The organism is Bacillus sp. TCT6 (genome assembly GCF_056033845.1).
This window is the reverse complement of record NZ_JBVYHX010000001.1, coordinates 45,001-65,048: the sequence shown is the minus strand read 5'-3', so window position 1 is coordinate 65,048 and position 20,048 is coordinate 45,001. Positions and strand designations below refer to the sequence as shown.

Genomic DNA, 20,048 nt, shown 5'->3' with positions numbered 1-20,048 from the left:
GACCGGACCTTTTAAACATCCTCTATTAGTGTTTGAAATGACGTACGCCAGTGAACACCATAGCAATCCCATACGTATCCGCCACTTTAATAGAATCTTCATCACGGATTGATCCGCCCGGTTGAATGATTGCTGTAATTCCTGCTTTTGCTGCTTCTTCTAATGTATCTGGCATTGGGAAGAAAGCATCAGATGCAAGTGCGCTACCTTGTGCTTTTTCACCAGCTTGTGTAATTGCGATTTTTGCAGAACCTACACGGTTCATCTGTCCTGCACCGACACCAATTGTCATATCATCTTTCGCTAAAACAATTGCATTTGATTTCACATGCTTTACAACTTTCCAAGCTAGTTTTAAATCTTTCCATTCTTGCTCTGAAGGTTCACGTTTCGTTGGAATTGAAATTGTACTTTCATCTAATGATAACGTATCTTCCTCTTGAACGAGAAGCCCACCTTGTACAGAAGTTAGTTTTTTGCTTGCACTTGTCGCTTTTTCAATATTTACAGTTAGTAGACGTAAGTTTTTCTTACTTTGCAATACTTCTAAAGCTTCTTTTGAGAAAGAAGGTGCAATAATGATTTCTAAGAAAATTTCGTGTAACTTTTCTGCTGTAGCTTTATCAATTTCACGATTTGCTGCAATAATACCGCCGAAGATTGATACTGGATCTGCTTCATAAGCACGAGTATATGCTTCGTGAATATCAGTTCCTACTCCAACACCACATGGATTCATATGTTTTACTGCTACTACTGCTGGTTCTGTAAATTCTTTTACGATGCTGAGCGCTGCGTCTGCATCATTAATATTGTTATACGATAATTCTTTACCGTGTAATTGTTCTGCGTATGCAACAGAAGAAGTTGCTGCGAATGGCGCTTTATAGAAAGTTGCCTTTTGATGTGGGTTCTCGCCATAACGTAAGTCTTGCTTTTTCTCGAATGTCACAGTTAATGTTTCTGGACTTTCTTCACCCATTTGCTCTGTTAAATAGTTAGAAATTAGCGCATCATATGCTGCTGTATGACGGAATACTTTCGCTGCTAGTTTACATTTCGTTTCATCCATTACTTCGCCGTTCTCTTTTAGTTCTGCTAATACAACATCATAATCTACTGGATCTACAATTACAGATACGAATTGATGATTTTTCGCAGCAGAGCGAATCATTGTCGGGCCACCGATATCAATATTTTCAATTGCATCAGCAAATGTTACATCAGGCTTAGCGATTGTTTCTTTAAATGGGTATAAGTTAACAACAACAAAGTCAATTGGCTGAATACCTAATTCATTCATTTGTGTTACGTGTGTTTCATTATCACGAACTGCTAATAGACCACCATGAATATTTGGATGTAATGTTTTCACACGGCCATCCATAATTTCAGGGAAACCAGTTACTTCAGAAATACCAATTACTTGTAAGCCGTTTGCTTCTAGTAACTTTTTCGTACCACCTGTTGAAATAACTTCAATCCCTTGTTCTAGTAACCCTTTAACAAATTCTACTACTCCTGTTTTATCTGAAACACTTACTAATGCACGCTTTTTCATTTATCTTTCACCCCTGGTTGTATGTTAGTTAACAGTTGATTCTTTCACAGACTGAACAATTTGATTCACTGTATTTACGTATAATTTATGCTCAACTTGTTGAATTTTATTTTGTAAGCTTTCTCTCGTATCCCCTTCAGAAACAACTACTGCTTCTTGCGCAATAATTGGCCCTGTATCCATACCTGCATCTACATAATGAATCGTTACTCCAGTTATTTTCACACCTGCTTCTAATGCTTGACCGACAGCATCTTTACCCGGAAAGCTCGGTAGTAATGATGGATGAATATTAATAATCTTCCCGCCGTATGCTTCTAGTAACGTCGGCCCAATTAAACGCATATATCCAGCTAAAATAACATAGTCAATTTCATATTCTTCTAGCTTCTTTAATATCTCTTTTTCAAACGCTTCTTTTGACTCATATGCTTTCGCTGAAAAAGCAAAACACGGAATATGATGATAATGTGCCCGACCAACAGCGCGTGCTTCTGGTTTATCACATACTAATAAACTAATTTCTGCATCCAATCTTTTTTCTTCTACCGCATTAACGAGAGATTGAAAGTTAGATCCGCTTCCAGAAGCAAAAACCGCTAATCTACTCATAGTGCTGTGCCCCCATTAAAAGTAACACCAGCTCCTTGTATAGTACGTCCAATAATACGAGCCGTTTCTCCTTGTTCTTCAAGAAGACGAACAACATCTTTTGCATCTTCTTCCTTTACTGCCACTACCATACCAATACCCATGTTAAAAATATTGAACATGTCTTTCTCTTCCAGGTTTCCAACTTCTTGAAGTAAACTAAAGATCGGCTGAATTTTCCAAGATCCTAGTTCAATCTCAGCACCGATTCCTTCTGGCAACATGCGTGGAATATTTTCAATAAATCCGCCACCTGTAATATGCGCCATACCGTATACTTCATGTTTCTTCAATAGTTCTAAAATAGGTTTGACATAAATTTTCGTTGGTTTTAATAATTCTTCACCAAGAGGTAGCTCTAAGCGACCATAAATACGCTCTAAAGATAGTTCTCCATCTTCTAGTAACACTTTTCGTACTAAAGAGTAACCATTGCTATGAATACCGCTAGATGCTAAGCCAATTAACACGTGACCAGCTTCAATTTTTTCACCTGTTATAATTTTCTTCTTATCAACAATCCCAACTGTAAAACCAGCTAAATCATATTCTTCCGTAGAATACATTCCTGGCATTTCAGCTGTTTCTCCACCGATTAATGCACAACCAGCTTGGCGACAGCCCTCTGATATACCTTTGACGATGTTTTCAATTTTACTAGGTTCAGCTTTACCACAAGCAATATAATCAAGGAAGAAAAGCGGCTCTGCTCCTTGGACAACAATATCATTTACACACATTGCTACTGCATCAATACCAATTGTGTCATGTTTATCTGCCATAAAAGCGAGCATCAATTTCGTTCCCACGCCATCTGTTCCAGATACTAATACAGGTTCTTCTAATGCAAATTTTGATAGATCAAACATACCTCCAAAACCGCCTAAACCGCCTAGTACTTCTTTTCTCATAGTTGTTTGTACGTGTTTTTTCATGCGAGATACCGCTTCATATCCAGCTTCAATATCTACTCCTGCTTGCTTATATGCATTCGCCATCGTTATTTACACCTCGTCTTTTAATTTCTCCCCATCCAGGGCGGGCTATTTTAAGAAAGGAGCTAGCTTCTACATCAAAAGAAGTAGAAGCTTTTTTCACTTTTCTTATTTCATACTTTCTAAAAGCTCTTGCTCATAATCATAAAGAGCTGTTGGATAGTCCCCATTAAAATAAGCCATACATAGACCGCCATATTTCCCTTCATATGGACGCCCAATTGCATCTACTAATCCATCTTCGCTTAAAAATGTTAAAGAATCTGCTCCGATCATTTCACGGATTTCTTCTACTGTATTATTTGCTGCAATTAATTCTTTTCTCGTTTGAATATCAATGCCATAAAAACATGGATACTTAAGAGGTGGTGAAGCGATTCTTACGTGAACTTCTGTCGCTCCAGCTTCACGAAGCATACGAACAATTCGTTTACTTGTCGTTCCTCTTACGATAGAATCGTCAATCATAACAACTCGTTTCCCTTCCACTACACCTCTTACTGCTGAAAGCTTCATCTTAACCCCTTGCTCACGCAGTTCTTGAGAAGGCTGAATAAAAGTACGTCCAACGTAACGATTTTTAATTAATCCTAATTCATACGGAATGCCTGTTGCCTCCGCATAGCCAATCGCTGCTGAAATACTAGAGTCTGGTACACCAGTAACAACATCCGCTTCAATAGGAGCTTCCGCTGCTAAACGTTTTCCCATATTTTTACGCGCTGCATGAACGTTAACACCAGCAATATTAGAATCTGGTCGTGCAAAGTAAATGTATTCCATACTACAAATCGCATGTTCTACATCGTTTGTAAAACGATCTACGTGAATTCCTTCATCATTAATGATAAGTAATTCACCAGGTTCTACATCGCGAATGTATGTTGCACCTACTACATCAAAAGCACATGTTTCAGATGCTACAACGTAAGCATCCCCCATCTTTCCAATTGAAAGCGGACGGAATCCATTTGGATCTAACCCAACGATCATTTCATTTCCAGTTAGTAAAAGATACGCAAACGCACCTTTCACTTTATTCAGAGCCTCTTTTACACTTTCAATTAAAGAGTCTTTCGTACTACGTTTAATAAGATGTAAAAGTACTTCTGTGTCTGAACTTGTTTGAAAAATACTTCCCTCTGCCTCTAATTCACGGCGAAGCATTTTTGCATTAATTAAATTCCCGTTATGAGCTAGCGCCATACTATGATCAGAAAAACGGAACAACAATGGTTGAACGTTAGCAACTTCACTTCCACCAGCTGTTGCATATCGTACATGTCCGATTGCTGATTTTCCATTTAATCCTTCTAGCTCGCCTCTTGAAAACACTTCTGATATTAAACCTAACCCCTTGTGACCGACAATTTTCTCACCATTATTTACGACAATGCCTGCGCCTTCTTGTCCACGGTGCTGTAAACTGTGCAATCCGTAGTATGAAACTTGTGCTGCATTTTCATGCCCCCAAATTCCGAAAACGCCACATTCTTCGTTTAACCCCTTTATTTCAGCAAGCATGGGATTGCCCCTTTCCAAGCCTTTCTCATTTCATCTACATTTGCTGTAAGTAATACTTCATTTTCTTCATTATGAATTGTTACTTCATTTGTACTTGTTACTTCTCCAACTTGGATTGCTTCTACCGCTTTCTCAAACGCCTCTTTATTTTCACGTTTTACAGTAATCACGAAGCGAGACTGTGATTCAGCGAATAATGCTGCTGTTGCTTCTCCATCTAATTTCACAGTAGCACCTAAGCCTTTAGCACCAATTGCACTTTCTGAAATCGCAACTGCTAAACCACCCTCAGCAACATCATGTGCAGATTGAACAAGACCAGCTTGAATTGCTTCTAATACTTGTTTTTGGCGTTTTAATTCTACATCTAAATCGATACTTGGTGATTGCCCGAAGATTTTACCGTGAATCATTTTCTGTAATTCACTTCCGCCAAACTCAGCTTTCGTCTCACCGATTACATAAACTAAATCGCCAGCTTGCTTAAACTCTTGTGTTGTTACATGTTTTAAGTCATGTACAAGTCCGACCATCCCAACAGTTGGTGTTGGATATACAGCTTCGCCACTACGCTCGTTATACATCGATACGTTTCCGCCGATAACTGGTGTTTGTAATGTGCGACAAGCTTCACTCATACCGTCTACTGATTTCTCAATCTGCCAGAAAATCTCTGGTTTTTCTGGGTTACCGAAGTTTAAGCAATCTGTAATTGCAAGTGGCTCCCCGCCAGAACATACGATATTTCGCGCTGCCTCTGCTACTGCAATTTTACCGCCCATTTCTGGATCTAGATAAATGTAGCGAGAGTTACAATCTGTCGTCATTGCTAATCCTTTTTCTGTACCGCGTACACGTACAACTGCAGCATCTGAACCTGGTGTCACAACTGTACTTGTGCGAACTTGGTAATCGTATTGATCGTATACCCACTCTTTACTTGCAATTGTTGGTTGCTGTAATAGAGCGAATAACGCTTCTTTATAATTTTCTACTTTTGGCGTTTCCATTTTCATTGCTTGGAATTCAGCAAAGTATGCTGCTTCTTTTGATGGCTTATGATAAATTGGTGCTTCTTCTGCTAAAGCATCTGCTGGAACTTCAGCTACCTTTTCACCTTTATGGAATAAACGAAGCATTTTATCTTCTGTTACTTTCCCCATCGTAACTGCTGCAAGACCATACTTCTCAAATAAATCTACTATTTCTTGTTCTCTACCTTTTTTCACAACAATTAACATACGCTCTTGTGATTCAGATAGCATCATTTCATATGGTGTCATTCCTGTTTCACGCTGTGGTACATCATCTAAGTACATTTCAATACCCATTCCTGCTTTACTTGCCATTTCTGCAGAAGATGATGTTAAACCAGCCGCACCCATATCTTGAATTCCAACAAGTGCATCAGATTGAATTAATTCTAAACACGCTTCAATAAGAAGTTTCTCCATAAATGGATCCCCTACTTGAACCGCTGGACGTTTCGCTTCTGAACTTTCAGATAGTTCTTCCGACGCGAATGTTGCACCGTGAATACCGTCACGACCAGTCGATGCCCCTACGTACATTACTGTGTTACCAGCACCGTGCGCTTGCCCTTTTTTAATGTCTTCATGATTAATCAAACCTACGCACATTGCATTTACAAGTGGATTTCCTTCATAACATGGATCAAATTGTACCTCGCCGCCAACAGTCGGAATACCGATGCAGTTACCGTATCCTGCAATTCCTGCTACTACTTCTTCGAATAAATATTTCACACGTGGTGACTGTAATTCACCGAAACGAAGTGAGTTTAATAGAGCTACCGGACGTGCTCCCATAGAGAATACGTCACGAATAATACCACCAACACCTGTTGCAGCTCCTTGATATGGTTCAATAGCTGAAGGATGGTTATGACTTTCCATTTTAAATACAACTGCTTGATTATCACCTATATCTACAATCCCAGCACCTTCTCCAGGTCCTTGCAGAACACGCTCACCTGTCGTTGGAAACTTACGAAGAACTGGTTTTGAATTTTTATAACTACAATGTTCAGACCACATTACAGAGAATAATCCTGTTTCTGTATAATTTGGCAGACGACCTAAAATCCTTTCAACCATGGCAAACTCTTCGTCTGTTAGCCCCATTTCCGCATATATACGCTCTTCTTTAATTTGTGTTGGATTTGGTTCAAGCATTAACGACATATGTTTCCCTCCACTGTTTTAAGATAGATTGAAAGACTTTTAACCCTTCAGCACCGCCAAGTAATTCATCTACAGCACGCTCTGGATGTGGCATCATACCAAGTACATTTCCTTTTTCGTTTACAATACCAGCAATATCTGAAACGCTACCGTTAGGATTTTCTACGTAACGGAATGCGATTTGATTATTCTCTTCTAATTGTTTAAGAGTCTCTTCGTCACAATAGTAATTCCCCTCACCATGAGCAATTGGAATATTGATTATTTCATTTTTTTCATATTGTGATGTAAACATCGTTTCATTATTTTCAACACGCAACTGAACAGTGCGACACATAAATTTTAAGTTTTCGTTTCTCATTAACGCTCCTGGTAGTAATCCTGATTCAACAAGAATCTGGAATCCATTACATACACCTAAAATTGGCTTTCCTTGCTCAGCAGCTTTTTGCACTGCTTTCATTGCATTAGCAAAGCGAGAAATAGCACCGCAGCGTAAGTAGTCACCATAAGAAAATCCACCTGGTAGTAGAATTGCATCATATTCATCTAAATTCTCTGTATCGTGCCAAACGTAATCTACTTCTTCGCCAAGCTCATCTTTAATTGCATGGAACATATCGACATCACAGTTCGAACCCGGAAATACTATTACGGCAAATTTCACTGTGCGACAACCTCCTCAACTTCATAACGGAAGTCTTCCATTACAACGTTCGCTAATAGTTTTTCACACATTTCTTTTACCTTGCTATCTAAATCAGATACAGATTTATCAATTGTTAGTTCCATGTACTTTCCGATTCGAACGTCTTGTACTTCTGTAAATGAAAGACTATGAAGTGCTCCTTTTACTGCTGTTCCTTGTGGATCTAATACGCTTTCTCTTAATGTTACATATACCTTAACTTTATACATGTGAAATTCCCCCTAAACGTTTTAAAATCTCTTCATAAGCTTCTGTTAAATTTCCAAGATCACGACGGAATACGTCTTTATCAAACTTTTCATTGCTCGTTTCATCCCATAAACGGCAAGTATCTGGTGAAATTTCATCCGCTAAAATGATTTCTCCTTCTTCCGTTACACCAAACTCTAATTTGAAATCTACTAATCTTACACGACAGCTTGCGAAATGATCAATCAACACTTGATTGATTTGTAGAGCCATATCTCGTAATACACTTACTTGCTCTGGCGATGCAACGTTTAATACACGAATATGATCTTCCGTTACAAGCGGATCTCCTAAATCATCATCTTTGAAGTAAAATTCTACGATTGGTTCTGCAAGTACAGTTCCCTCTTCCATTCCTAATCGTTTTGAAAGACTTCCTGCAATTACATTTCTTGTGACAACTTCTAAAGGAATAATACTCACTTTTTTAACAAGTTGTTCTGTTTCAGATAACTTCTCAACAAAATGTGTTTTAATTCCCACTTCTTGTAACTTTCTGAACAATAAAGTTGTAATTTCATTGTTCAAACGACCTTTTCCTGTAATCGTCTCTTTTTTCTCCCCATTGAAAGCAGTCGCACTATCTTTGTACTCTACCCAAACCATATCTGCTGATTCTGTACGATAAATTCTTTTTGCCTTACCTTCATACAGCAATTCTAGCTTTTGCATTTCGCAAGCCCCCTGTAGTTTGAAAAATGTGAATAATGTTTTTATAAATAATGGCACAGAATGACTCTATTCTGTGCCATATGAAATTTTACGCTTCGTTTAATCCAAGGCGTTCAAAGATTGTATCAACGTGTTGCATGTGATGCTCATAGTTGAAGCATTCATTAATTTCTTCTTGTGTTAACTTGCTTGTAATACGCTCATCAGCTTCTACAAGCTCTTTAAATTGTACTTGTGTTTCCCAAGCTTCCATCGCTTTAGGCTGTACGATATCATAAGCTTCTTCACGTACCATACCTTTGTCGATTAGTGTAAGCATTACGCGCTGAGAATAAATTAAGCCGTATGTTCTTGTCATATTGCGTTTCATATTCTCTGGGTATACAGTTAAGTTTTTAACGATATTACCAAAGCGATTTAACATGTAATTTAACGCGATTGTAGCATCTGGTAAAATTACGCGTTCTGCTGAAGAGTGAGAAATATCACGCTCATGCCATAATGGAACATTCTCATAAGCTGTCATCATATAACCGCGGATAACACGAGCTAAACCAGTCATATTTTCAGATCCAATTGGATTACGCTTATGCGGCATTGCAGAAGAACCTTTTTGACCTTTTGCGAAAGCTTCTTCAACTTCACGTGTTTCACTCTTTTGTAAACCACGAATCTCAACTGCCATCTTTTCGATAGATGTTGCGATTAGTGCAAGTGTTGACATGTAATGAGCATGGCGATCACGTTGCAATGTTTGTGTTGAAATTGGTGCTGCTTCTAATCCTAAGTTTTCACAAACATACTTTTCTACGAATGGATCGATATTTGCATATGTACCAACCGCACCAGATAATTTACCAACGCGAACTGTATCAGCTGCTTGCTTGAAACGCTCTACGTTACGTTTCATTTCTTCATACCAAAGACCAAGTTTTAAACCAAATGTTGTTGGTTCTGCATGAACACCGTGTGTTCTTCCCATCATGATTGTGTATTTATGCTCTTTCGCTTTGTTAGCTAAAATGCTTACAAAGTTCTCTAAGTCTTTTAATATGATTTCATTCGCTTGTTTTAAGATGTAAGATAATGCTGTATCTACTACGTCTGTAGATGTTAAACCGTAATGAACCCATTTACGTTCTTCGCCTAGTGCTGGCGTTTCTGATACAGCACGAGTGAATGCAACTACATCATGACGTGTTTCTTTTTCAATTTCATAAATACGATCAATATCAAATGATGCATGTTCACGAATTTTTTTAACATCTTCTTTTGGAATGTCGCCAAGCTCAGCCCATGCTTCACAAGCTAAAATCTCAACTTCTAACCACGCTTTAAATTTGTTCTCTTCCGTCCAAATCGCACCCATTTCAGGGCGTGTATAACGACTAATCATCTTTTTCCCTCCAACAGTTGTTCTTGATGGTCCCAAATATGCAAACTCTTCGCTTTTTCTAGAGCAACTTCAATATTATCATTTAAAATATTAACATGCCCCATTTTTCGCTGTGCTTTTGCTTCTTCTTTTCCATACAAGTGTAAATAGCACCCGGTTAGTCTATTCACTTGTCTTAGGACCCCTTCTATATGTTCGCCTAAAATGTTTACCATGACAACTGGTTTTAACAAATTTGTTTCTCCTAGAGGTAAATTACAGATTGCTCGAATATGTTGACCAAATTGGCTCGTTTCACATGCATCCTGTGTGTAGTGTCCTGAATTGTGAGGTCTTGGTGCTAATTCATTAATGTAAATCTCACCATTAGCTGTAGCAAACATCTCTACAGCTAGTGTTCCCACAAGTTTTAATTCATCCGCAAGTACCTTTGCATAAGCAATTGCTTTTTGAGAAAGCTCTTCTGTAATACGAGCTGGAACGATAGATTCATGCAAAATGTTATTTACATGAATATTTTCCGCTACTGGAAACACTTTCGTTTCACCACTTACACTACGAATCACAATAACAGATACTTCTTTTTCAAAAGGCACCCATTTCTCTAAAATACACTCTGCTTTATCCACAAGATTTCTTGCTGTCTCAACATCAGCCTCACTTCTTAAAACAACTTGCCCTTTCCCATCATATCCACCTGTCGTCGTTTTTAAGACGGAAGGGAATGATAACTCAGCAATTGCTTCTGTAAGCTGATCTTGATTTTGAACTAATCTATACGTTGCTACTGGTAACCCAGCCTTCTCAATTCCATTCTTTTCTGTAAAACGATTTTGCGTTTTATTTAACAACTGACTACCTTGTGGCAAGTAAGCATGTTTTTCAAGCCATTGTAAACATCTATAATCAATATTCTCAAATTCATATGTGACAACATCACTTATCTCTGCTAAATGCTGAATTGCCTTTAAATCGTCATACGGTGCAACGATTTCAATATCAGCAACTTGTGCACATGGTGAATGCTTTGTAGGATCTAAAACAGCAATTTTATATCCCATCTCCTTGGCTGCCAATGCCATCATTCTTCCTAGCTGGCCGCCTCCAATAATGCCGATTGTTTTTCCAGGTAAAATGATTCTCGTCATACTAGCTCACTACCTTCGCGCACATCTTTTTCAATTGATTCTCGTCTCAATTCTAATGCATCATGTATATCATCATGGAATGATCCAAGTATTTGTGCAGCAAGTAATCCAGCATTCGTTGAACCGGCTTTACCAATTGCAACAGTTGCAACTGGAACGCCTCCTGGCATTTGGACGATGGATAATAATGAATCTAGGCCGTTTAATGCTTTTGATTGAACTGGAACTCCGATTACAGGAAGATTTGTCTTCGCTGCAACCATTCCTGGTAAATGTGCTGCTCCACCAGCTCCAGCAATAATAACTTTCAATCCACGTTCACGAGCCGTCTCTGCATATTCAAACATATAATCCGGAGTCCGATGAGCGGATACAACTTTTTTCTCATACGGTATATTTAATTCATCTAAAATGTCACAAGCATATTTCATTGTTTCCCAGTCTGACGTACTTCCCATTATGACTCCAACTAGTGATTTCATATTAGAATCCCCCCGATTCAAATAAAAAAAGCCTGAAATAGAACAGTTTCTCTTTTACTATGAGAGAAAGCGCTCTACTCAGGCATACGTATCCCTTGTGAATAGAAAAATACCGAGTGACTTTCCCTCATAGTCTAACGAATAACGGTCGTTAGGTAGAGACTTGCAGGCCATATCCCCGCGATTATATGAGGTCTTATATTATTGTTTCTATGGCTATATTAACAATATTTCATAAACGATGTCAATAAATAATCGAATGTTTTTTTATTAGTAGTCAATAACGTTCGTGTTTTAGTTATATTCAAAAGAAGAATTGCAACTATATGCAAGAAGAAAAGGGAATTAGAATATATATTTCTAGAGATCTATTTACTTATAATCGTTTATATAGTACTTCAGTATGTTTTAAATCAAAATATGTACACTCTTGTATTCTACACATCAATAGAACTTTTATTATAACGATTTAATTTCTAAGGAGGATAAACGTGAAAGAAAGAACTATACTATTATCCTATTTATTTTTTCTATCGCAGTAATTTTAAAATATATACTTATGATAGAAATAATGTGTCCTATTTTAAGTATTACTTTAGCGGCATTCGAAAAATCAGGAAAACCAAAAATCATTGCTATTATTTTAAACTTTTTTCGTCTTTAGCGTTATTAAATTTATGAATTATAACATTCGGTAAATAAAAATAAACACAAAAAAACCTAAGTCGAAACGACTTAGGTTTTTGCTTGGCGACGTCCTACTCTCACAGGGACAAGGTCCCAACTACCATCGGCGCTAGAGAGCTTAACTTCCGTGTTCGGTATGGGAACGGGTGTGACCTCTCTGCCATCATCACCAAACTATTGAAGGCATATTCCTTCAAAACTAGATAACATTTGCTACATATTATATGGTTAAGTCCTCGATCTATTAGTATTCGTCAGCTCCACATGTCACCATGCTTCCACCTCGAACCTATCAACCTGATCATCTTTCAGGGATCTTACTAGCTTACGCTATGGGAAATCTCATCTTGAGGGGGGCTTCATGCTTAGATGCTTTCAGCACTTATCCCTTCCGCACATAGCTACCCAGCTATGCCCTTGGCAGAACAACTGGTACACCAGCGGTGCGTCCATCCCGGTCCTCTCGTACTAAGGACAGCTCCTCTCAAATTTCCTACGCCCACGACGGATAGGGACCGAACTGTCTCACGACGTTCTGAACCCAGCTCGCGTACCGCTTTAATGGGCGAACAGCCCAACCCTTGGGACCGACTACAGCCCCAGGATGCGATGAGCCGACATCGAGGTGCCAAACCTCCCCGTCGATGTGGACTCTTGGGGGAGATAAGCCTGTTATCCCCGGGGTAGCTTTTATCCGTTGAGCGATGGCCCTTCCATGCGGAACCACCGGATCACTAAGCCCGACTTTCGTCCCTGCTCGACTTGTAGGTCTCGCAGTCAAGCTCCCTTATGCCTTTGCACTCTACGAATGATTTCCAACCATTCTGAGGGAACCTTTGGGCGCCTCCGTTACACTTTAGGAGGCGACCGCCCCAGTCAAACTGCCCACCTGACACTGTCTCCCGGGTCGATAAGACCCGTAGGTTAGAATTTCAATACAGTCAGGGCGGTATCCCACCAGCGCCTCCACCGAAGCTAGCGCTCCGGTTTCAATGGCTCCCGCCTATCCTGTACAAACTGTACCAAAATTCAATATCAGGCTACAGTAAAGCTCCACGGGGTCTTTCCGTCCTGTCGCGGGTAACCTGCATCTTCACAGGTACTATAATTTCACCGAGTCTCTGGTTGAGACAGTGCCCAAATCGTTACACCTTTCGTGCGGGTCGGAACTTACCCGACAAGGAATTTCGCTACCTTAGGACCGTTATAGTTACGGCCGCCGTTTACTGGGGCTTCAGTTCAGAGCTTCGCTTACGCTAACCCCTCTCCTTAACCTTCCAGCACCGGGCAGGTGTCACCCCCTATACTTCGCCTTACGGCTTCGCAGAGAGCTGTGTTTTTGCTAAACAGTCGCTTGGGCCTATTCACTGCGGCTTTCCGTTAAGAAAGCACCCCTTCTCCCGAAGTTACGGGGTCATTTTGCCGAGTTCCTTAACCAGAGTTCTCTCGCACACCTTAGGATTCTCTCCTCGCCTACCTGTGTCGGTTTGCGGTACAGGCACCTTTTATCTCGCTAGAAGCTTTTCTTGGCAGCGGGGAATCAAAGACTTCGCTCCATAAGGAGCTTCCCCATCACAGCTCAGCCTTCACGATAAGCGGATTTGCCTACTTATCAGCCTAACTGCTTGGACGTGCACAACCAATCGCACGCTTCTTCTATCCTTCTGCGTCCCTCCATTGCTCAAACGATAAAGAGGTGGTACAGGAATATCAACCTGTTGTCCATCGCCTACGCCTGTCGGCCTCGGCTTAGGTCCTGACTAACCCTGAGCGGACGAGCCTTCCTCAGGAAACCTTAGGCATTCGGTGGACGGGATTCTCACCCGTCTTTCGCTACTCATACCGGCATTCTCACTTCTAAGCGCTCCACCAGTCCTTCCGGTCTGACTTCACTGCACTTAGAACGCTCCCCTACCACTGATACCATTGGTATCAATTCGCAGCTTCGGTGGTGTATTTAGCCCCGGTACATTTTCGGCGCAGAGTCACTCGACTAGTGAGCTATTACGCACTCTTTAAATGGTGGCTGCTTCTAAGCCAACATCCTAGTTGTCTAAGCAACTCCACATCCTTTTCCACTTAATACACACTTTGGGACCTTAGCTGGCGATCTGGGCTGTTTCCCTCTTGACTACGGATCTTATCACTCGCAGTCTGACTCCTAAGGATAAGTCATTGGCATTCGGAGTTTGACTGAATTCGGTAATCCGATGAGGACCCCTAGTTCAATCAGTGCTCTACCTCCAAGACTCTTACACTTAAGGCTAGCCCTAAAGCTATTTCGGGGAGAACCAGCTATCTCCAGGTTCGATTGGAATTTCTCCGCTACCCACACCTCATCCCCGCACTTTTCAACGTGCGTGGGTTCGGGCCTCCATTCAGTGTTACCTGAACTTCACCCTGGACATGGGTAGATCACCTGGTTTCGGGTCTACGACCACGTACTAAACGCCCTATTCAGACTCGCTTTCGCTGCGGCTCCGCCTCTTCAGCTTAACCTTGCACGGGATCGTAACTCGCCGGTTCATTCTACAAAAGGCACGCCATCACCCATTAACGGGCTCTGACTATTTGTAGGCACACGGTTTCAGGATCTCTTTCACTCCCCTTCCGGGGTGCTTTTCACCTTTCCCTCACGGTACTGGTTCACTATCGATCACTAGGGAGTATTTAGCCTTGGGAGATGGTCCTCCCAGATTCCGACGGAATTTCACGTGTTCCGCCGTACTCAGGATACATTCAAGAGAGAACGAAGTTTCGACTACGGGGTTGTTACCCTCTACGACGGACCTTTCCAGGTCGCTTCGTCTACCTCGTTCCTTTGTAACTCCGTATAGAATGTCCTACAACCCCAAGAGGCAAGCCTCTTGGTTTGGGCTATGTTCCGTTTCGCTCGCCGCTACTCAGGAAATCGCATTTGCTTTCTCTTCCTCCAGGTACTTAGATGTTTCAGTTCCCTGGGTCTGTCTTCCATACCCTATGTATTCAGGTAAGGATACCATACCATTACGTATAGTGGGTTTCCCCATTCGGAAATCTTCGGATCAAAGCTTACTTACAGCTCCCCGAAGCATATCGGCGTTAGTCCCGTCCTTCATCGACTCCTAGTGTCAAGGCATCCACCGTGCGCCCTTTCTAACTTAACCAAACTAAAATTAAAAAAATATGAGCTACACTGTTATCTAGTTTTCAAAGAACATACATTTATATATGAGAGATAGTTCTCTCAAAACTGAACAAAACGAAACACGGAAACTTATATTGATGAACAGCGTTCATCAATTCTCCATAGAAAGGAGGTGATCCAGCCGCACCTTCCGATACGGCTACCTTGTTACGACTTCACCCCAATCATCTGTCCCACCTTAGGCGGCTGGCTCCAAAAAGGTTACCCCACCGACTTCGGGTGTTACAAACTCTCGTGGTGTGACGGGCGGTGTGTACAAGGCCCGGGAACGTATTCACCGCGGCATGCTGATCCGCGATTACTAGCGATTCCAGCTTCATGTAGGCGAGTTGCAGCCTACAATCCGAACTGAGAACGGTTTTATGAGATTAGCTCCACCTCGCGGTCTTGCAGCTCTTTGTACCGTCCATTGTAGCACGTGTGTAGCCCAGGTCATAAGGGGCATGATGATTTGACGTCATCCCCACCTTCCTCCGGTTTGTCACCGGCAGTCACCTTAGAGTGCCCAACTTAATGATGGCAACTAAGATCAAGGGTTGCGCTCGTTGCGGGACTTAACCCAACATCTCACGACACGAGCTGACGACAACCATGCACCACCTGTCACTCTGCTCCCGAAGGAGAAGCCCTATCTCTAGGGTTTTCAGAGGATGTCAAGACCTGGTAAGGTTCTTCGCGTTGCTTCGAATTAAACCACATGCTCCACCGCTTGTGCGGGCCCCCGTCAATTCCTTTGAGTTTCAGCCTTGCGGCCGTACTCCCCAGGCGGAGTGCTTAATGCGTTAACTTCAGCACTAAAGGGCGGAAACCCTCTAACACTTAGCACTCATCGTTTACGGCGTGGACTACCAGGGTATCTAATCCTGTTTGCTCCCCACGCTTTCGCGCCTCAGTGTCAGTTACAGACCAGAAAGTCGCCTTCGCCACTGGTGTTCCTCCATATCTCTACGCATTTCACCGCTACACATGGAATTCCACTTTCCTCTTCTGCACTCAAGTCTCCCAGTTTCCAATGACCCTCCACGGTTGAGCCGTGGGCTTTCACATCAGACTTAAGAAACCACCTGCGCGCGCTTTACGCCCAATAATTCCGGATAACGCTTGCCACCTACGTATTACCGCGGCTGCTGGCACGTAGTTAGCCGTGGCTTTCTGGTTAGGTACCGTCAAGGTGCCAGCTTATTCAACTAGCACTTGTTCTTCCCTAACAACAGAGTTTTACGACCCGAAAGCCTTCATCACTCACGCGGCGTTGCTCCGTCAGACTTTCGTCCATTGCGGAAGATTCCCTACTGCTGCCTCCCGTAGGAGTCTGGGCCGTGTCTCAGTCCCAGTGTGGCCGATCACCCTCTCAGGTCGGCTACGCATCGTTGCCTTGGTGAGCCGTTACCTCACCAACTAGCTAATGCGACGCGGGTCCATCCATAAGTGACAGCCGAAGCCGCCTTTCAATTTCGAACCATGCAGTTCAAAATGTTATCCGGTATTAGCCCCGGTTTCCCGGAGTTATCCCAGTCTTATGGGCAGGTTACCCACGTGTTACTCACCCGTCCGCCGCTAACTTCTTGAGAGCAAGCTCTCAATCCATTCGCTCGACTTGCATGTATTAGGCACGCCGCCAGCGTTCATCCTGAGCCAGGATCAAACTCTCCAATAAAGTTAGTTTGTCTAGCATCTAAAAATAAAAATTGACGTTTCACGTTGTTTGTTTCGTTCAGTTTTCAAAGAACTACTCAGTCGCTCATTTGCGACTTCCTTATGTTAACATCTTCATCTTTCAATGTCAACTAAGTTTTTCATTTTGTTTGTCGCTTGCGACGTTATTGTCATCGGCGACTTGTTCTATATTACACCTCTATATACTAATAGTCAATATTAATCTTTCATTTTTTAAAAAAAGATGAAAAAGACTCTCATACCACCTCTTTATTCCTCATACATATCAGTAAAACAAGTGAAAGGAGTGTAGAACTTGTTCAATCCTTATTTATTAAACACCATAAGCGCCCATTCAAGAAGCCCACACTATCATAGGAAGTTTCCCATCATTCTATTTTGGAGTCAAAAAAGCGGTTGCACTTCTCTTGCCAATTGGTTCTTTTACCAGATTGATTTATTGCAAACAGCTCTAAGTTATAGTCCTTTCATTCATAATTTTGAATACGATATATACAAAAGTACACCTGCCTATAGTGTACGACTAGGTGTAGCGTTACGAGAAAAACAAAAAGAAACGTTTAAACTTGTTCGTAACCCTTATAGGAGAGCAGTCAGTTCTTTCGTGTCCTTAATTGGACCTCCTTATATGGAAAATCCGGAATGGAAACCCATCCGAAAGTTTTTATATCAAGATGAAAATTCCCCCAAAGGGATCTCATTCAAACAATTTTTATACTATCTATTTATGAAAGGGGCTCACGCAAGTGATATTAACCCACATTTCACACAACAATATATAGCTGGTGAAGAAGAATATGTGACCAATTATATATACTTAGAAAACTTCGATCAGGAAATGAAAGAATTAGAAAAGCGTTTCGAATTAAAAACCGCACCAATAAATGAGTTCTCAACATCATGGCATCATCAAACTTCCGCCATGATTTATAAAGGGAATTTTAGCGAAGCTGATATTACTGATCCTTTATTTCCCCGTCATCCAACTTTTGAAAGCTTTTATGATACTGAATGTATACAACTTGTTCAAACAATATTTCAAAATGATTTCGACACATATAAATACAGCAAAGAATATCCATACTAATTTTAGTCTATTATCTTTGCTAAATAAAAAAGATACCTCATATATAAGGTATCTTTTTAACATTTCAATTATATAAATCATACTGTTTAACAGTCTCTATTCTCCACCTTATTACCTTTTAATAGATTACATAACTTTTGCTTATCCGCCCATCCTACTCCGATTAAAACTAAACTCGCTCCCATTATTACCCTCCATGTCAGAGACTCATTTAATAGAATAATTGAAGTAGCGATACTTATTAATGGTAATGCATTTAAATATAATCCGCTTACTGATGCTGAAACTCTCTCTAGCGCTTTATTCCAAAACCAATATGCTAAAATTGTTGCTCCAATAACAAGGTATATTACACTAAGTCCCGTTTTCCAAGCTTCAATCTTTGGTAAACCGTAATAAAGAATTTCTACCAGTGCAAACGGTAATAGAATAACAGCTCCGATAATTAAAGTTAATGTTGTAAAAACCTCGTTTGATAAATACTGTTCTTGTTTTGGTCGTTTTAGCAAAACTGTGTAGAAAGCAAATAGAAAAGTACTTAATAATATCAGTATATCTCCTATTAAAGACACTTCTTGATCAGCACTTTTAGATGGAATCGTAATAAAGAGTACTCCTATAGCACCCAATATAATCCCTATCCAATAATTCAATCGAATTTTCTCTTTCAAGAAGAATGCTGAAAAAAGAATTGTAACTAATGGTAATGCAGCATCTATGATACTAACATGTAATCCACTTGTTAAAGAAATACCATACGATGTGAACATAAAATACCCAGCTACACCGGTAAAGGCTAACAAACTCATTCTTTGCCATGGAACTTTTTTATGTACAACTGATTTTTGTAGTTGCTTAAATGAAAATAGCATACAAATTCCACCTGCAAAGAAAAGACGAATAAACAACAAAGTAAACGGCTGAATAGATTCTAACACCCATTTTGTTGGTGCAATAGCTGTCCCCCATAATATAACAGCCACTAATAACATGCATATTTCTTTCATAATCCCCCACACCCATCAAAAATATATGTTAACTACCTTAATTATAGATTTTTTCTTATGTAAAATCCTTTAAAAACACAAAAGGTTATGTAAGATTACAAATATTCTTTTTACATCTCGATTATATTTTCACAAAAGGTAATTCTTACCTTTATATTTCAAACAATAAAAATAAACACAAAAAAACCTAAGTCGAAACGACTTAGGTTTTTGCTTGGCGACGTCCTACTCTCACAGGGACAAGGTCCCAACTACCATCGGCGCTAGAGAGCTTAACTTCCGTGTTCGGTATGGGAACGGGTGTGACCTCTCTGCCATCATCACCAAACTATTGAAGGCATATTCCTTCAAAACTAGATAACATTTGCTACATATTATATGGTTAAGTCCTCGATCTATTAGTATTCGTCAGCTCCACATGTCACCATGCTTCCACCTCGAACCTATCAACCTGATCATCTTTCAGGGATCTTACTAGCTTACGCTATGGGAAATCTCATCTTGAGGGGGGCTTCATGCTTAGATGCTTTCAGCACTTATCCCTTCCGCACATAGCTACCCAGCTATGCCCTTGGCAGAACAACTGGTACACCAGCGGTGCGTCCATCCCGGTCCTCTCGTACTAAGGACAGCTCCTCTCAAATTTCCTACGCCCACGACGGATAGGGACCGAACTGTCTCACGACGTTCTGAACCCAGCTCGCGTACCGCTTTAATGGGCGAACAGCCCAACCCTTGGGACCGACTACAGCCCCAGGATGCGATGAGCCGACATCGAGGTGCCAAACCTCCCCGTCGATGTGGACTCTTGG

13 protein-coding genes, 5 rRNA genes, 1 pseudogene and 1 riboswitch (1 of these 20 running past the window's edge) are annotated in these 20,048 nt (G+C 40.8%); of the genes and pseudogenes, 2 read left to right on the top strand and 17 right to left on the bottom strand.

Annotated features, from left to right (window positions below):
- Positions 1-25 precede the first annotated feature (25 nt).
- From purH to purE, 11 genes are all read right to left on the bottom strand, one after another.
- Positions 26-1,561 (bottom strand): bifunctional phosphoribosylaminoimidazolecarboxamide formyltransferase/IMP cyclohydrolase, encoded by a 1,536-nt coding sequence (gene purH, locus AC0ONG_RS00265; RefSeq protein WP_000745399.1) that lies wholly within the window; start codon positions 1,559-1,561, stop codon positions 26-28.
- Positions 1,562-1,585: 24 nt separating this feature from the next.
- On the bottom strand, positions 1,586-2,173 hold the full coding sequence (purN, locus tag AC0ONG_RS00260; protein ID WP_136997267.1) for a phosphoribosylglycinamide formyltransferase: 588 nt from the start codon (positions 2,171-2,173) through the stop codon (positions 1,586-1,588).
- Positions 2,170-3,210: a phosphoribosylformylglycinamidine cyclo-ligase gene (gene purM / locus AC0ONG_RS00255; protein WP_001262424.1), complete on the bottom strand. Its 1,041-nt coding sequence runs from the start codon at positions 3,208-3,210 to the stop codon at positions 2,170-2,172. Before purM ends, purN begins: the two co-directional genes overlap by 4 nt.
- Before the next feature lie 105 nt (positions 3,211-3,315).
- The gene (gene purF / locus AC0ONG_RS00250; RefSeq protein ID WP_474203499.1) at positions 3,316-4,731 is read right to left on the bottom strand and encodes an amidophosphoribosyltransferase; all 1,416 of its coding nucleotides are present in this window, start codon (positions 4,729-4,731) and stop codon (positions 3,316-3,318) included.
- Positions 4,716-6,935 carry a phosphoribosylformylglycinamidine synthase II gene (gene purL / locus AC0ONG_RS00245; protein ID WP_000055594.1) on the bottom strand — a complete coding sequence of 740 codons (2,220 nt, stop codon included), beginning with the start codon at positions 6,933-6,935 and terminating at the stop codon, positions 4,716-4,718. The genes purF and purL overlap by 16 nt, the downstream gene beginning before the upstream one ends.
- A complete protein-coding gene (gene purQ, locus AC0ONG_RS00240) occupies positions 6,919-7,602 on the bottom strand; it encodes a phosphoribosylformylglycinamidine synthase subunit PurQ (RefSeq protein WP_000666782.1) in 684 nt (227 codons plus the stop codon). The genes purL and purQ overlap by 17 nt, the downstream gene beginning before the upstream one ends.
- A complete protein-coding gene (purS, locus tag AC0ONG_RS00235) occupies positions 7,599-7,853 on the bottom strand; it encodes a phosphoribosylformylglycinamidine synthase subunit PurS (protein WP_000278823.1) in 255 nt (84 codons plus the stop codon). The genes purQ and purS overlap by 4 nt, the downstream gene beginning before the upstream one ends.
- Positions 7,846-8,565 carry a phosphoribosylaminoimidazolesuccinocarboxamide synthase gene (purC, locus tag AC0ONG_RS00230; protein WP_001170545.1) on the bottom strand — a complete coding sequence of 240 codons (720 nt, stop codon included), beginning with the start codon at positions 8,563-8,565 and terminating at the stop codon, positions 7,846-7,848. The genes purS and purC overlap by 8 nt, the downstream gene beginning before the upstream one ends.
- 88 nt (positions 8,566-8,653) lie before the next feature.
- The gene (gene purB, locus AC0ONG_RS00225; RefSeq protein ID WP_000625682.1) at positions 8,654-9,961 is read right to left on the bottom strand and encodes an adenylosuccinate lyase; all 1,308 of its coding nucleotides are present in this window, start codon (positions 9,959-9,961) and stop codon (positions 8,654-8,656) included.
- Positions 9,958-11,109 (bottom strand): 5-(carboxyamino)imidazole ribonucleotide synthase, encoded by a 1,152-nt coding sequence (gene purK / locus AC0ONG_RS00220; protein ID WP_000196768.1) that lies wholly within the window; start codon positions 11,107-11,109, stop codon positions 9,958-9,960. The genes purB and purK overlap by 4 nt, the downstream gene beginning before the upstream one ends.
- On the bottom strand, positions 11,106-11,591 hold the full coding sequence (gene purE, locus AC0ONG_RS00215; RefSeq protein WP_000839369.1) for a 5-(carboxyamino)imidazole ribonucleotide mutase: 486 nt from the start codon (positions 11,589-11,591) through the stop codon (positions 11,106-11,108). The genes purK and purE overlap by 4 nt, the downstream gene beginning before the upstream one ends.
- A 110-nt stretch (positions 11,592-11,701) precedes the next feature.
- Positions 11,702-11,803: riboswitch (purine riboswitch) on the bottom strand.
- Positions 11,804-12,082: 279 nt separating this feature from the next.
- On the opposite strand from purE, the pseudogene AC0ONG_RS00210 reads away from it, so the two are divergent.
- A pseudogene (locus tag AC0ONG_RS00210) lies at positions 12,083-12,272 on the top strand (hypothetical protein).
- 64 nt (positions 12,273-12,336) lie between these two features.
- Here AC0ONG_RS00210 and rrf (AC0ONG_RS00205) read toward each other — a convergent pair.
- The 3 genes from rrf (AC0ONG_RS00205) to AC0ONG_RS00195 all read right to left on the bottom strand — a co-directional run bounded on the left by rrf (AC0ONG_RS00205) (position 12,337) and on the right by AC0ONG_RS00195 (position 17,122).
- Positions 12,337-12,452, bottom strand: a 5S ribosomal RNA gene (gene rrf, locus AC0ONG_RS00205).
- Between the two features lie 50 nt (positions 12,453-12,502).
- Positions 12,503-15,424 (bottom strand): 23S ribosomal RNA (locus AC0ONG_RS00200).
- 146 nt (positions 15,425-15,570) lie between these two features.
- Positions 15,571-17,122, bottom strand: a 16S ribosomal RNA gene (locus tag AC0ONG_RS00195).
- Together the 16S, 23S and 5S rRNA genes form the textbook arrangement of a ribosomal RNA operon.
- Positions 17,123-17,437: 315 nt before the next feature.
- Here AC0ONG_RS00195 and AC0ONG_RS00190 point away from each other — a divergent pair.
- Positions 17,438-18,229 carry a sulfotransferase family 2 domain-containing protein gene (locus AC0ONG_RS00190; protein ID WP_000483045.1) on the top strand — a complete coding sequence of 264 codons (792 nt, stop codon included), beginning with the start codon at positions 17,438-17,440 and terminating at the stop codon, positions 18,227-18,229.
- 86 nt (positions 18,230-18,315) lie between these two features.
- Here the strand turns inward: AC0ONG_RS00190 and AC0ONG_RS00185 are convergent, their stop codons facing one another.
- The 3 genes from AC0ONG_RS00185 to AC0ONG_RS00175 form a co-directional block, all read right to left on the bottom strand.
- The gene (locus tag AC0ONG_RS00185; protein ID WP_474203498.1) at positions 18,316-19,236 is read right to left on the bottom strand and encodes a DMT family transporter; all 921 of its coding nucleotides are present in this window, start codon (positions 19,234-19,236) and stop codon (positions 18,316-18,318) included.
- A gap of 212 nt (positions 19,237-19,448) precedes the next feature.
- Positions 19,449-19,564, bottom strand: a 5S ribosomal RNA gene (gene rrf / locus AC0ONG_RS00180).
- Positions 19,565-19,614: 50 nt separating this feature from the next.
- Positions 19,615-20,048: ribosomal RNA gene (locus tag AC0ONG_RS00175) — 23S ribosomal RNA — on the bottom strand (it continues 2,488 nt past the right edge of the window).